This is a genomic window from Synechococcus sp. CS-197, assembly GCF_025128215.1.
Taxonomy (GTDB): Bacteria; Cyanobacteriota; Cyanobacteriia; order PCC-6307; family Cyanobiaceae; genus Synechococcus_C.
Window position 1 is genome coordinate 34,635 of record NZ_JAHLZC010000019.1, and the last position, 13,225, is coordinate 47,859.

At 60.4% G+C, this 13,225-nt stretch carries 15 protein-coding genes; 5 read left to right on the forward strand and 10 right to left on the reverse strand.

All coding sequences use genetic code 11. The features are described from left to right. Positions 1-7: 7 nt before the first annotated feature. The 9 genes from KQ296_RS08720 to KQ296_RS08760 all read right to left on the reverse strand — a co-directional run bounded on the left by KQ296_RS08720 (position 8) and on the right by KQ296_RS08760 (position 7,143). Positions 8-487 carry a hypothetical protein gene (locus KQ296_RS08720; protein ID WP_011934048.1) on the reverse strand — a complete coding sequence of 160 codons (480 nt, stop codon included), beginning with the start codon at positions 485-487 and terminating at the stop codon, positions 8-10. Between the two features lie 128 nt (positions 488-615). Next, entirely contained in the window at positions 616-2,019 is a 1,404-nt protein-coding gene (locus tag KQ296_RS08725; protein WP_011934047.1) for a phosphatidylserine/phosphatidylglycerophosphate/cardiolipin synthase family protein, read from the reverse strand. A gap of 39 nt (positions 2,020-2,058) precedes the next feature. Beyond that, entirely contained in the window at positions 2,059-2,244 is a 186-nt protein-coding gene (locus KQ296_RS08730; protein WP_011934046.1) for a hypothetical protein, read from the reverse strand. A 10-nt stretch (positions 2,245-2,254) separates the two neighbouring features. Continuing rightward, positions 2,255-3,325, reverse strand: a complete 1,071-nt coding sequence (locus KQ296_RS08735) for a DUF4912 domain-containing protein (protein ID WP_011934045.1) — start codon at positions 3,323-3,325, stop codon at positions 2,255-2,257. A gap of 158 nt (positions 3,326-3,483) precedes the next feature. Next, positions 3,484-4,242, reverse strand: a complete 759-nt coding sequence (locus KQ296_RS08740; protein ID WP_011934044.1) for a phycobilisome rod-core linker polypeptide — start codon at positions 4,240-4,242, stop codon at positions 3,484-3,486. 92 nt (positions 4,243-4,334) lie between these two features. Next, the gene (locus KQ296_RS08745) at positions 4,335-4,925 is read right to left on the reverse strand and encodes a phycobiliprotein lyase (RefSeq protein WP_011934043.1); all 591 of its coding nucleotides are present in this window, start codon (positions 4,923-4,925) and stop codon (positions 4,335-4,337) included. 60 nt (positions 4,926-4,985) lie between these two features. Beyond that, entirely contained in the window at positions 4,986-5,366 is a 381-nt protein-coding gene (locus KQ296_RS08750; RefSeq protein ID WP_011934042.1) for a hypothetical protein, read from the reverse strand. Further along, the gene (gene sufR / locus KQ296_RS08755) at positions 5,363-6,028 is read right to left on the reverse strand and encodes an iron-sulfur cluster biosynthesis transcriptional regulator SufR (protein ID WP_011934041.1); all 666 of its coding nucleotides are present in this window, start codon (positions 6,026-6,028) and stop codon (positions 5,363-5,365) included. Before sufR ends, KQ296_RS08750 begins: the two co-directional genes overlap by 4 nt. Positions 6,029-6,069: 41 nt before the next feature. Then, entirely contained in the window at positions 6,070-7,143 is a 1,074-nt protein-coding gene (locus tag KQ296_RS08760) for a class I fructose-bisphosphate aldolase (protein WP_011934040.1), read from the reverse strand. A gap of 211 nt (positions 7,144-7,354) precedes the next feature. On the opposite strand from KQ296_RS08760, the gene KQ296_RS08765 reads away from it, so the two are divergent. Genes KQ296_RS08765 through KQ296_RS08785 form a run of 5 tightly spaced genes read left to right on the forward strand, consistent with a single transcriptional unit; the run spans position 7,355 to position 12,464 of the window. Further along, complete coding sequence (locus KQ296_RS08765) at positions 7,355-7,714, forward strand: ferredoxin-thioredoxin reductase catalytic domain-containing protein (RefSeq protein WP_011934039.1); 360 nt, start codon at positions 7,355-7,357, stop codon at positions 7,712-7,714. 5 nt (positions 7,715-7,719) lie between these two features. Further along, positions 7,720-9,159, forward strand: a complete 1,440-nt coding sequence (gene sufB / locus KQ296_RS08770) for a Fe-S cluster assembly protein SufB (RefSeq protein WP_011934038.1) — start codon at positions 7,720-7,722, stop codon at positions 9,157-9,159. 52 nt (positions 9,160-9,211) lie between these two features. Next, on the forward strand, positions 9,212-10,000 hold the full coding sequence (gene sufC / locus KQ296_RS08775) for a Fe-S cluster assembly ATPase SufC (protein WP_011934037.1): 789 nt from the start codon (positions 9,212-9,214) through the stop codon (positions 9,998-10,000). 2 nt (positions 10,001-10,002) lie between these two features. Then, complete coding sequence (locus tag KQ296_RS08780) at positions 10,003-11,199, forward strand: SufD family Fe-S cluster assembly protein (RefSeq protein ID WP_011934036.1); 1,197 nt, start codon at positions 10,003-10,005, stop codon at positions 11,197-11,199. Beyond that, positions 11,196-12,464, forward strand: a complete 1,269-nt coding sequence (locus tag KQ296_RS08785; protein ID WP_011934035.1) for a SufS family cysteine desulfurase — start codon at positions 11,196-11,198, stop codon at positions 12,462-12,464. Before KQ296_RS08780 ends, KQ296_RS08785 begins: the two co-directional genes overlap by 4 nt. Here the strand turns inward: KQ296_RS08785 and KQ296_RS08790 are convergent. Next, the gene (locus KQ296_RS08790; protein ID WP_011934034.1) at positions 12,428-13,177 is read right to left on the reverse strand and encodes a class I SAM-dependent methyltransferase; all 750 of its coding nucleotides are present in this window, start codon (positions 13,175-13,177) and stop codon (positions 12,428-12,430) included. The two genes, KQ296_RS08785 and KQ296_RS08790, sit on opposite strands and share 37 nt — an antisense overlap. Positions 13,178-13,225 lie beyond the last annotated feature (48 nt).

Here is a 13,225-nt window from a genome sequence, read left to right on the forward strand (position 1 = left end):
TTGTTAATCATAGATTGACTGTTCTGTGGTCATGTGCCGTTGAGCGCAGGGTGACCAGCATTCGATCAATGGAATAGGTGATTAAGAGAATGGCTAAAATCGCAACCGCAGTCTCTAGGACGCAGATGCTTTGGTAGCCAGTTGTGAGTAGGGGATTGCTTTTGAGGTTTTTGGTGAGCTGGTCAAAGCCAAGGTCGACAAGTTCAAAGAAGGCAGCGGCAAGACTGAAGAGAGCCAGGATGAATAATCGACTGATTCGCTCTTCTTTCTTAAAGACAGATGTGTGTCTGCTGAGGTTGATCTGAAAATTGCAGATCAGGAAAAACATCGCAAATAGGGCGAGGTGCATGACCTCTTTTTGCATGTAGACCTCAATGATTTCGACGGTGATGACCGTGATGGCTGCCACGGCTAAGAACAACCTCAGGACACCGAGTAGGGCAAATAATGATCTTTTGCTGATGGTCCCATGGGTGAATGAGGTCATCGTCAGGCTTGGGGAAGGCCTTTAGTCTGCTTAGGCTCCTCGGCAACACACGTGTAGTCAACTAAAAATTCAATTTTGCGTGTGATGGCAGCTTGGCCCGAAACACGTTGTTGTTGGCTGCTATCTCTTCAGCTGTTTGAGCTTCTTTCTTCACCACTGCCGCACTTGGCACGCTGCCGTTCCAGTTTGCGGCGCATGCGCTTTGTGATGCCCAGTTCAGCGCCGCGCCACATGCGATCGATCTCACGGGTGAAGTGCGCTGCCAGTGTGGGTGAGTGAATCACCAGCAGGGTTTCGTCGTTCTGATGAGCAGCCGACGGTGACCAATTGAAGGATCCCGTGATTACTTTGCGGTTGTCGATCACGGCGAACTTATGGTGCAACTTGTCGCCGCGGGCGAGGCGGGGGGTGCCGACGCCCTTCAGGGCCTTGGCCAAGGGGCGGTTGCCCTGTTCCAGCTTGCAGAAACGGTCGGGCAGTGCCACCCCGAGTAAATCGAGCACCTCTGAAAAAGATCGACTGGCGAAGCCCGGGTCCGCCAGCAGCCGGATCGCTACTCCGGATTGAACACGTTGGGCCAACACATCCGTCAGCGACTGGGCCGAGAACACGAACAGGGCCAGATCAATGCTGCGCTCTGCCGTGCTCAGGTGTTGTGCAATGAGTTGGAGGCCATGGCCTTTGGACCGCTTGCTGTGAGGAGCGAACAGCACATCCATCCGTGTTCCCTCCACCGTCACGCTTTGGACAGGCCGGCTTGGCTTTCCTCTGCCAAAGCGACTGTTCTGGAGGCCTCCCGGACCATCCCCCCACAGGATCTGAAATTCTTCTTGGAACACAGCAGCCAGTTCGGTGCTTTGGATGCTGAGCAGATGATTCACATTCCCGCGGGTCCGTGGTGCTCCACCGTCGCCGTGGACGCCAGAGCTTGTGAAGTTGGCACTCCCGGTGATCACCTGGCGCTTGTCGATCACCATGAATTTGTGGTGCATCAGTCCACTGCCGCGGCTGCCGTCCTCGGTGTCGTCGATGACAGGCACGCCGCCCTCATGCAGCAACCCCACGGCATCGCCTGCACGGCGCTCCCTTGCTGTCACCACGCCATCGCTGTCAACGTCGGCAAGGGCCTCCAAGCGTCGCAGTCTCTGACGAGCGTGGGGCGGCAGATCCGATTCATGCAGATCGGCCCAGGGTGCGCTGTAGCTGTTTTCAAGCACCACTTGCACGATCACGCCGCGCTGGTGGGCTCTCACCAGTGCGGCGGCGACCTGCGCAAGCGTGAGCTCCTGAACAGCAACCAGCAGTTCCGTCCTGGCAGCATCGATTTGCTCGATCAGGTGTCCTTCAAAATCGTCGCCGTTGCGCCACTGGCCACCGAGTGGAGAGCGGTAGCGACTGTTGTCGCGATGGTTGAAGCGAACCTCAATCGCCGTTGGCAATGGGAGTTCGCTGGGCGAGCGGCCGATCACCATGCCGGGCTGGCTGCAGCCCAGCAGCGTGAAGGCCAGTAAGGCGATCGGGCCGTAGTTCATCACCCTGGAGCGGATGGCAACAGGATTCCCCGATTGATGTCAGTGAGGCATCTCAGAAGTGCGCAGCATGGTGACGAACCAGAGACTGCTCAACACCAAGGCCACGCCGACACCGGCACCAATGCCAACCTTGGCCATCGTGAGTGGAACAGCCACTGGGAAAATCATGGCCCCCGCCAGGGGCGTGATGGCCACGAACCAGCGCAGTGGACGGTTGTTGGTCATCCCCACCCAATCAGAACCACTCAGCTTTGGCTTCGCTGGCGGGGTTGCTGTTGTCTTCAGGGGTCACACGCTCGAAGTTCAGCGTGATGTTGCGCTTCTGCTCTCCATCGGCGGCGGTTGCTTCGATGGGGTAGGCCTGCTCGCCGTCGCGGAATGGGACCTGGATGCGGAAGGTGCCGTCGCTGGAGAGGGGAACCTCTTCGCCGCCGATGGTGAGACGCGCCGAGGGATCAGTGGCTCCGTAAACAATCAGCTCAGCATCAGCAACCAGCCAGAAACTGCGCTGGCGCGGCGCCACACCGCCGAGACCTGATTCGTTGCGTCCACTGGCCCAAAGTCCTGCGCCGGAATCGCTCAGCCCCCGCTGATCGCCGGATTGTGAGTCCAGCTCATGCAGAACCTCAGAACCCACTCGGCGGCTGCGGAAGTGGGTGGTGGCGCTTTGATAGAGACGCTCGTGCAGGCCACTGTCACTGGGTTCGATCGGAGTGGTGACCGGCTGGGGAGCCGGCGCACTGGCATCGAGGCTGAAGGGAACAAACTGATCAAGAATCTGATCGCTTGGATGGAGAGCAGGCACCCGAGCAACCGATGAGAAGGCTAGGGACATCCACTGACTGCCGGCACGGAATCCGAGCTCAACTCGGTAGTCGCGATCGCACAGCGGCACTGGCAGATACCACTCGGTGCTGTGGCTATCGACAGGAACTTCCTGAAGGGTGTGGGGATGGGAGGAGCCATCTTGCAGGCCGGTAACATCTGCCAGGCGCAGGCTGAGGTGAGAGGCTCCCTCACTTTGGGCGCGCCGGCGGTCGTCATCCGAGAGTTCCCAGAACACGTAAGCCCACTGGGGGTCGCGGGGGAGGAAAACCACCCTGGTGTTGGCCTGAGGCCGAGCTGGGGGGTTGAGTTCAGCTTCAATCGCCTTGAGATCGCCACCACGACGTTCCTGTCGTTCGGCAATGGCTGAAACGAGGTCTTGCTTGCTCTTGCGGCTATAGAGAGTCACGCCCAGGTCACTCGCCATCTGACGCAGCTGACGAAGAGTCAGTCGGGCAAGATTTGTGATGGCCTGCGTCACCGGGCGTGCTCCTGAGTTTCTTTGGGATCAGTCTGCAGGCAAATCCCTTTTTTCAAACAAGCGGAATGCCCAGGGTCAGCATCTTCTGACTGCAGCTGGTTTCGGCGCAAAAAAAACGGGGCGCTGGCCCCGTTGAAACGATTCGATTGCTTGAGGGCTCAGCGTCCGACGCTGCGGTAGGGAACCTTGGCGAGGTAGTCGATGTCTGCGGATCCACTGGGCGAAGCTCCCCGTGCATTCGACAGGCCGCGCACCCAGGGGAGATAGTCCGACGGTGATCCACCACGAACCCGTTTGGCTCTTGCAGGCAGTGCTTTGGCTGTGCCGGTGTAAACGACCTGAGGGAAGCCCAGGATGCCCCGGTAGTACTCGTCGTAACGGGGGGTGGTGATGTTGAAGGGGGTTTCACCCAGCTCGCGACCCGGGAGGACGCGGTTGCGTTGGTAAGGCACGGTGTCGTACCCAAAGGCGTTGAGGTACTCCTCGCTGTCGAGAAGGGCATCCACCATGCCCTCCACGCCCTTGGTGGCAATCACGATCGACCAGGCGATTTCCTCAGATTTTCCGTGGGTCTTGCGTCCGAGCACCTTTTCAACCAGATGGCGGACCACCTTGTAGTTGGAGTTGAGGTTATAGAAGCTGCGCTTGAACGTGTCGGAGAGGCAGAGACCTCGGATGAAATCGCGAACAGTGATCTGACCGCTACGGAGCTGGGATTCGAGAAAGATCTCACGGTCGCTCTTGAACGCGTGGAAAAAGATCTGGCGGTACGCCGACTCAATCACTGTCTTCAGGTTCTCCGGGTCCATGGAGATATCCATCTGACGCGTGCGCTGGTTCTCGTCAGACGCAACCCGGATGGCAGCGACTCGGTTGTTCTGCGTGGTTGGGGCGTACTGCAGAAGGGGGAGTGCCACGCGTTTCTAAATCCACTGGCGTGATCGTAGAAGTGTGAGTCAACACCCCTCTCAACTGCCCACCGGTGCCTCACAGTCCGTAACAGAGACGCTCACCAGCCAAAGAGGGAGTTCACTGGTCCACTAGCGGATGCAGCACCCCTTGGGGCAGCGTCCGAAAGCCGCGTTTCGACGCAGAAGGACGCATTGTTCGACAAGCCCTCAACGGTGCTCGAGCGCACTCTGACGTTCGGACCGTTGAAGCTGAATCGCTCCCACACCGTCATCATCTCGTAGCTCGTGCGCAAAATCAGGCCGTCGCGGTCGTCCATGCTGAAGGTGGATGTCGCTGGTGCTTTCTCGGCGTAGCCCTGGTCTCTGAGCAAGGTGCCGCTGCGCTCAGCGTCGGCGTCAGCAATCAAGGCAAAGCAGGTTTCGCCGTCGTGGGCATCGCCATCGCGATCCCAGGCCATGTTGGCGCTCCAGCGCACGTGGCTTCCGCCGATGATCCGTGCCGGATCCTGGCCGTGTTGCCGGGCCATCGCCACCAGCCGATCATCCGTTGGCAGGAGGTCGTCCACCACGATCAGTGATCCCCCGGCTTCGGCACGTCGGTGCAGAAGATGGTGAACGCTGCGCTGGGATCGCCACTGCCCGCAGCTGAGCCGGAAGAAGCTCAGAGCGTCAGGAATCTCCAGAGTCATGGTGAGAGAAGAACTTCACTGATGATTGCAGGAGGTCTGCAGTGCTGGGGACCCGCCGATTCAGCGCTCCTGGGCGAGGCGTTGGCGGCTCGCGGCTTCGGCACGTTCGATCAATGCGGTGAGGGTGAGTTCGAGCGGGGAGCATCCGCAGGTGTTCGCCAGGGCGTTGAGCTGATCGGAAATCACTTGGAACTGTCTGAGCAGCTCATCCTGGAAATCGGAAGCGTCACGCAGCGCAGGTTGGTCCCGGCACCAGGCCTGAATCTCGGCGTCGCTTGGCAGTGGTCCTTCACAACGCGGCGCTGCAATGGACTTCAGGGTGGACAGGCAGTGCGCCTGCAAGCGCAGATGGTGGCGGTCCAGGGTGGGAAGCAGGGTGGCTTCGATCCGCTCGGCGTCCTCGCGGCTGAGGGGCCCTTTGGGTGAAGAAGACTCGATCACAGCGGGGTCTTCGTGTCGTGGAGGTGGTCTGTGGGGCTGATCTGAAAACCGCAGGAGTGGCCTGATTCCAGGCGCCAGTGCACCCGTTCCACCTGACAGTCGGGGAACGTCATCCTGATCAGCTGCAGTTCCTGGTCGCAGATGGCGGGGAATTCCTCGGCGATGCGCTGCACGGAGCAGTGAAATTCACTGATGCACCACCCGTGACCATCCTGCGCAGGCGCCATATCGCTCACGTACCCCTCGCGACTGCGCAGATCAATAAGGGCACGCACCCGTTCCTCGAGCGGAGCATCACCGAGATGACGTCTGTACTGGTCGGCCTTGTCCTGCGCCTGCTGCTGGAGCAGAGCGCTCAGCATTTCCGGAGGCAGGCTTTGAGCCAATGAGTCCAGCAAGCCGATCGCGAAGGTTTCGCTGCCATCGGGAAAGTGTTGATGGCCGCGGGACGTGAGCCGCCAGAGGTTCGAAGGGCGCCCCGGTCCAGCAGTCACCGCGGTGGATTCCACCAGCCCCTCGTCTTCGAGGGTGCGCAGATGCCGCCGCATGGCCTGCACGGAGATGCCCAGTTGGCTGGCCAGTCCGGCCGCATCGATCTCACCCTGCCTCAACAGCAGGGTGAGGGTCGCTTCGCGGGTGGGTGCCTGGGATGGAGCGCCCATGACATCGGAATCGTCTCCTCACCATGCCATGGGATCTGGGCTCAAGCGATATTGACCTCGGGACTCAGATAGACGTCTTGAACGGCGTGAATCAGATCCACCCCTTCCTGACGGGGCTTTTGGAACGCCTTGCGCCCCATGATCAAACCGCTGCCCCCAGCCCGTTTGTTGATCACGGCTGTGCGGATCGCTTCATGCATGTCATCGCTGCCTGAGGCGCCGCCGCTGTTGATCAGGCCGATCCGGCCTGAGTAGCAATTGAGCACCTGATACCGACAAAGATCCACCGGGTTGTCACTCGAGAGTTCGCTGTAGATGCGATCGTCCGTCATGCCAAACGACTGGCCGAGAGCTTTGGCAACGGCGGGATAGCCACCGTTGTTGGCCGGCAGCTTCTGCTTGATGATGTCGGCGCCGATGGTGACGCCGAGGTGAACCGCCTGACCCGTGAGGTCGGCGGAGAGGTGGTAGTCGGCTTCGGGTTGCTTGAAGATCGGATTGCGCAGGTAGCACCACAGCACCGTGGCCAGGCCGCGGTCGTGGGCATGTTCGAACAGGGCCGCAATTTGTTGCAGTTCTCTGTTGCAGTCGTCGCTTCCGAAATAAATGGTGGCACCGATGGCCACAGCCCCCATGTCCCAGGCTTGGTCGACCGAGGCGAAGAGGATCTGCTCATGCACGTTCGGTGCTGTGAGCAGCTGGTTGTGGTTCACCTTCACCATGAACGGAATGCGGTGGGCCCACTTCCGGGCCACGGATCCCAAAACGCCGAGGGTGGAACACACGGCATTGCAGCCGGCCTCCACAGCCAGCTCGACGATCGCCTCGCTATCGAAGTAGTCGGGGTTGGGGGCGAAGGAATGGGCCGCAGAGTGCTCGATGCCTTGGTCGACCGGGAGGATGGAGAGGTACCCGGTGTTCGCGAGACGACCGCTTCCATACATCTGCTGAATGCTTCGCAGCACCTGGGGGTTGCGGTCGGTCAGGCTGAAGCGATCCACCACGTGGGTGTTGGGCAGATGGAGTCGCTCTTTGCTCACCCGGGGAGCGGCGTTCAGCAGCAGTTCAGCTTCATCTCCCAGCCAGTCGCTGATCGGACGGTTGGCAATGGCCATGGCGGATCACTGTGTTGATGCGCCGAAGGTAATGACAGCCCACAGATCCGTCAGTGCCTGGGCAACATCGCTTGTCCGTTGTGGTGATCCGGTGTCATTCACAATGGCTGGATCCGTCGGGTGATGGATCCGTGCTCTAGGCTCCAAAAAACGAAACCAATAGGTTTCGTATCTCCCCCCGGTTCTCTTCCCCGTAGCCCCGTTTCGCGCCATGACAGACGCCCCTGCCGGCACTTCAGAACCGACTGCTGAGAGCCTCGAGGTCATCCGTAAATTCGCAGAGACCTATGCCCAGCGCACAGGGACCTATTTCTGTAGCGACCCCGGTGTGACCGCTGTTGTGCTGAAGGGACTGGCGCGTCACAAGGATGAGCTCGGTGGTGCTCTCTGCCCCTGCCGTCACTACGAGGACAAGGAAGCAGAGGTGTCCCAGGCGTTCTGGAACTGCCCTTGTGTGCCGATGCGTGAGCGCAAGGAATGCCATTGCATGCTTTTCCTCACTGAGGACAATCCTTTCCGGGGTGATGAGCAGACGATCAGCACCGAAACCATTCACGCCACTGCCGGCTGATTGCCATGACCTCCACGTCCACACGGGATCTTGTAAGCCAGCCGTACAAATACGGCTTCGTCACCGAGATCGAGACCGACAAGATTGCTAAAGGTCTCAGTGAAGACGTGGTGCGTCTGATTTCTGAGAAGAAGGCTGAACCCGACTTCCTGCTCCAGTTCCGACTGAAGGCCTTTCGCCATTGGCTCACCCTTGAAGAACCCGATTGGGCTGCGCTTGGGTACCCGCCGATCGATTACCAAGACATCGTTTATTACGCAGCTCCGAAGCAGCAGGAGAAGAAGGCGAGTCTCGATGAGGTCGACCCCAAGTTGCTGGAAACCTTCGACAAGCTCGGAATCCCTCTGAGTGAGCAGAAGCGTCTGAGCAATGTGGCTGTGGATGCGGTGTTTGACAGTGTCTCTATTGCCACCACCTACAAGGAAAAGCTTGCAGAGCACGGTGTGGTGTTCTGTTCCTTCAGTGAGGCTGTCAAGGAACACCCAGACCTGATCGAGCGCTACCTGGGCACCGTGGTGGCCAGCAACGACAACTACTTCGCGGCTCTCAATTCCGCCGTGTTCAGTGATGGATCCTTCGTGTTCATCCCCAAAGGCGTTGAGTGCCCAATGGAGTTGTCCACGTATTTCCGCATTAACTCAGGAGACACAGGGCAGTTTGAGCGCACGCTGATCGTTGCCGAAGAAGGTGCGTCGGTGAGCTACCTCGAGGGCTGCACCGCTCCGATGTTCGACACCAATCAGCTGCACGCGGCTGTGGTTGAGCTGGTGGCGCTGGATGATGCGTCGATCAAATATTCCACGGTGCAGAACTGGTACGCCGGCGATGAGAACGGTGTGGGAGGGATCTACAACTTTGTGACCAAGCGAGGCCAGTGCCGCGGGGCGCGGAGCCGCATCAGCTGGACACAGGTGGAAACAGGTTCGGCGATCACCTGGAAATACCCGAGCTGTGTTCTTCAGGGAGCTGACTCGGTTGGCGAGTTCTATTCCGTGGCGCTCACCAACAACCGCCAGCAGGCCGATACCGGAACCAAAATGGTTCACGTCGGTCCCCGCACTCGCTCAACGATCGTGAGCAAAGGCATCAGCGCGGGGCACTCCAGCAACAGCTATCGCGGCCTGGTGCAGATCGGCCCGGGTGCCTCCGGCGCCCGCAATTACAGCCAGTGCGATTCGATGTTGATCGGTGATCAGGCAGGTGCCAACACCTATCCCTACATCCGCTCCCAGCAGCCTGATTCAGCTGTGGAGCACGAAGCCAGCACCTGCCGAATTTCCGAAGACCAGCTTTTCTACCTTCAAAGTCGCGGCATCGGTTTTGAAGAAGCTGTGTCCATGATGGTGAGCGGCTTTTGCCGCGATGTGTTCAATCAGCTGCCCATGGAGTTCGCTGCCGAAGCGGACAAGCTTCTCGCTCTCAAGCTCGAGGGCTCCGTGGGCTGACGTCCGCAGCTCTCCTGAACGAGTTTCCTTTTATCCCGCCCTCTCTTCCATCGTGATCCGCCCCGACGCCGAGCTGCTCCTCGACATTTCCGACCTGCATGCGTCCGTGGAGGATCAACCCATCCTGAAGGGTGTGAATCTGCAGGTTCGTGCCGGTGAAATTCATGCCGTCATGGGGCGTAACGGCAGTGGCAAGAGCACACTCTCCAAAGTTCTTGCCGGTCACCCTGCGTATCGGGTCACCGGAGGATCGGTGCGTTACCGCGGTGACGATCTCCTAACGCTCGAACCCGAGCAACGGGCCCGCCTCGGTGTGTTCCTTGGCTTTCAGTATCCGGTGGAAATTCCAGGCGTCAGCAACCTGGAATTCCTCAGGGTGTCCACCAATGCTCGCCGCGAGACCCAGGGGCAGGAGGAGCTCGACACCTTCGACTTCGAAGACCATGTGCGCGAAAGGCTGAAGGTGGTTCAGATGGACCCTGCCTTCCTTGATCGAAGCGTGAATCAGGGATTCTCCGGGGGAGAGAAAAAACGCAATGAAATCCTGCAGATGGCTCTTCTTGAGCCGGTGGTCTCCATCCTGGACGAAACCGATTCCGGGCTCGACATCGACGCCCTGCGCATCGTTGCCAGTGGCGTGAATCAACTTTCCAGCCCGGAGACCGCATCCATCTTGATCACCCACTACCAGCGGTTGCTGGATGAGATCACTCCTGACTATGTCCACGTGATGGCTGCAGGTCGCATTCTGCGGACCGGCGGCAGGGAGCTGGCGTTGGAGCTTGAGCAGATCGGATACGACTGGGTGGACGAGCAGCTGGCTGCTGAGGGAGTGGTTTGATCATGGTCAACACGGTGTTGACACCAGTTCAGAAGCGGGGGCAGGCCAATCTCGAGCGGCTGGGTCTGCCGACCCGACGCCAGGAAGCCTGGCGGCTCACAGATCTCAAGCGGCTGGAGGCGATGGCCTCCCTGCCGTCCGTTGAAGGGTCTGCTCAGCATGCCTGGCCTTCCATCCACCAGGGCGTGACCCGCTTCGTGATCGGAACCGGCGTCGATCCCCTCGAAGGAGTTCAACTTCCTGAGGGTGTCTCGCCTTTGAGCGAAGCCGAGCTCGAGCAGGCCCTTGGGCACACCCTGGATCGCTGTGGTTGCGCTGAGACCTGGCCCGTGGAGCTCAACCATGCCCGCAGCCAGCGCGTTTTGGCTCTGCGCGTGCGCGGCTCGGTGGCTCCGCTCGAAATTGTGCTGGCTGCAGGGGGTGGTCTGGTGGCCACGCGGGTGCTTTTGCTTCTCGAGGAAAAGGCTGAGCTGGATCTGTTTCAGGTGATTCCTGCTGAGCGTGAATCCGCGGCTGCGCCGTTGGCGCACAGCCATGTGATTGAGGTGCATCTGGGACAGGAAGCGCGCCTGCGCCATGGCGTTCTGGCCAGTGCGAGTGACGACAGCTCCTTGCTCGCCCATCTGGCGGTGGAGCAGGAACCTCGCAGCAGCTACGACTTCGTGAGTGTGTGTCGTGGTTGGCGCTTCGGGAGGCTGGAGCCTCGGGTGCTGCAGGTGGATGGACAGGCCACCACTCGCCTGACCGGTTTGGCGATGACCGGCACGGATGAACAATTCGCCACCCACACGAGTGTTTGCTTTGAAGGCCCGGAGGGATCACTGGATCAGCTGCAAAAAGCTGTGGCGGCTGATCGCTCTCACAGCATTTTCAACGGCGCCATCCAGGTGCCCAGGGCTGCACAGCGCACCGATGCGTCCCAGCTCAGTCGCAATCTGCTGTTGTCCAATCGGGCCCGCGTGGATGCCAAGCCGGAGCTGGAGATTGTGGCCGACGATGTCCGTTGCGCTCACGGAGCCACGGTCAGCCAACTGCAGCAGGATCAGCTTTTTTACCTGCGCAGCCGCGGCGTGGCTGCCGATGAGGCTGCAGCGCTGCTGCTAAAGGGCTACTGCTGCGATGTGGTGGATCGCCTTCCTTCAATGGCGCCCTCCTGGCTGGCATCCGCTGCCATCAACGATCCCGCCCGCCCCCTATGACCACACTTTCTCGTGACGTTGGCGTAACGCTTGCGGAACGGACTCGTTCCGATTTTCCGATCCTGGATCAGTTGGATTCTCAGGGTGGTCCCTTGGTCTATCTCGACCATGCGGCCACCAGTCAGAAGCCCCAGGCGGTGCTCGATGCCTTGCGCGGTTACTACAGCAATGACAACGCCAATGTGCATCGGGGGGCCCATCAGCTCAGCGCCCGTGCCACTGAGGCCTTCGAGGGAGCCCGCGCTGCCGTGGCCCGATTCGTGGGCGCTGCCGGGCCCGATGAAGTGGTGTTTACTCGCAACGCCACGGAGGCCATCAATCTGGTGGCGCGCACCTGGGGGGATGCCAACCTTCAGGCCGGCGATGAGGTGCTGCTCAGCGTCATGGAGCACCACAGCAATCTCGTGCCCTGGCAGCAGCTCGCCCAGCGCACGGGTTGCGTTCTGCGTCATGTGGGCATCACCGAGAGCGGAGAGCTCGACCTCGATGATTTGCGTCAGCAGCTCAACAAGCGCACCCGTTTGGTGAGCCTTGTGCACATCAGCAACACCCTGGGTTGCCGCAATCCCGTGGAGGAGATCGCGGCCTTGGCCCATGGGGTTGGTGCGCTGATGCTCGTGGATGCCTGCCAGAGCTTGGCCCACCAATCCACCGATGTGAATCAGCTGGGTGTTGATTTTCTTGTGGGGTCCTCCCACAAGCTGTGCGGGCCTACGGGCATGGGCTTCCTTTGGGCACGGAAAGACCTGCTTGACGCCATGCCTCCATTCCTGGGGGGTGGCGAAATGATCCAGGATGTATTCCTCGATCACAGCACCTGGGCTGCTTTGCCCCATAAGTTCGAGGCCGGCACCCCCGCCATCGGCGAAGCTGTGGGCATGGGCGCGGCGATTACCTACCTCGAGGCGCTCGGCTTGGAGCAGATCGCTGCCTGGGAAGCGCAACTCACCCGCTATCTCTTCCAGCAGCTCGACAGCATCGAGGGACTGCGCATCCTTGGTCCGACACCGGAGCAGCAGCCGGGACGGGGAGCCCTTGCCACGTTTCTCGTTGATGGTGTCCACGCCAACGACATTGCCTCCATGCTCGATCTCGCCGGCATCTGCATCCGCAGCGGACACCACTGCTGCCAGCCTCTGCATCGTCACTTCAAGGTGACGGGTTCGGCCAGGGCCAGCCTCAGCTTCACCACGACGTTTGAAGAGATCGATCGTTTTGCCGCCGAGCTTCAGGGCGTGATTGCGTTCTTCAGGGAGCACGGCTGAAGCACAGCGAGAGCCTCGCTCCCTGAGGTGCCGCGCCAGGCCCAGCGCCAGCTCCATCCTTCTTGGGCGGCGATCGTTTCAATCGTGCCCCGCTGGGCAGGCCAGTCGCAGGCCTGCATGTGCTCAACAATGGCCTGGATCTGCAGGGTGTTGAGTGCGGGCCAGTGGCGCACCCGATCGATGTAACGGTCGAGGTAGGTCTCTCGGGTGTCGTCCTCGTTCTGAAACACATCCACCCACAGCAGCAGACCGTCCGTCTCGATCCGTTGCCGGGCGCCTCGCAGAAACTGAATTTTCTGGCTGTCGCTGAGGTGATGAATGGCGAAAGCGGAATGAATCACATCCACGCGCTCCGGTTGGTTGCCATCGGCCAGAGGGTTGGGCCGTTCAGCCCAGGCGAGGAGATCACCCTGCTCCCATCGGCAAGGGAATGGCGCCTCACCCATCGCCTGCGCGGCCAGGGGCAACACCGACGCTGCCAGGTCCAGGCCGGTGTAGGCGCCGAGGGGCAAGGTCCTGAAGAGGTCGGCCATGCGGGCCAGATCGCCGCAGCCAAGATCCACGAGTGTTGGCAGGGGCCGGTGCGCAGGGCGTTGTGCCAGCCATATCTGCAGTTCCTTGCCTGTGGCGGCAGCCACCGCCCGGTGCTCCATGGCGTCGTGCTCGAGCACGGTGCGGTAGGTCTGCCACTGTTGTTCAAACAGGCTCTTCATTCCTGTCTCCCGTTCCCTTCAGGCTGACAGCGGTCTCCATCGGCAGGG

Bases quoted from the DNA above. Each gene is read 5' to 3' on its own strand.
- sufR (WP_011934041.1), bottom strand. From the start codon at position 6,028: ATGGGCGCTCCATCCCAGGCACCCACCCGCGAAGCGACCCTCACCCTG.
- KQ296_RS08720 (WP_011934048.1), bottom strand. From the start codon at position 487: ATGACCTCATTCACCCATGGGACCATCAGCAAAAGATCATTATTTGCC.
- KQ296_RS08760 (WP_011934040.1), bottom strand. From the start codon at position 7,143: ATGGCCATTGCCAACCGTCCGATCAGCGACTGGCTGGGAGATGAAGCT.
- KQ296_RS08745 (WP_011934043.1), bottom strand. From the start codon at position 4,925: ATGACTCTGGAGATTCCTGACGCTCTGAGCTTCTTCCGGCTCAGCTGC.
- KQ296_RS08765 (WP_011934039.1), top strand. From the start codon at position 7,355: ATGACAGACGCCCCTGCCGGCACTTCAGAACCGACTGCTGAGAGCCTC.
- KQ296_RS08785 (WP_011934035.1), top strand. From the start codon at position 11,196: ATGACCACACTTTCTCGTGACGTTGGCGTAACGCTTGCGGAACGGACT.
- KQ296_RS08780 (WP_011934036.1), top strand. From the start codon at position 10,003: ATGGTCAACACGGTGTTGACACCAGTTCAGAAGCGGGGGCAGGCCAAT.
- KQ296_RS08790 (WP_011934034.1), bottom strand. From the start codon at position 13,177: ATGAAGAGCCTGTTTGAACAACAGTGGCAGACCTACCGCACCGTGCTC.
- KQ296_RS08730 (WP_011934046.1), bottom strand. From the start codon at position 2,244: ATGACCAACAACCGTCCACTGCGCTGGTTCGTGGCCATCACGCCCCTG.
- sufB (WP_011934038.1), top strand. From the start codon at position 7,720: ATGACCTCCACGTCCACACGGGATCTTGTAAGCCAGCCGTACAAATAC.
- KQ296_RS08725 (WP_011934047.1), bottom strand. From the start codon at position 2,019: ATGAACTACGGCCCGATCGCCTTACTGGCCTTCACGCTGCTGGGCTGC.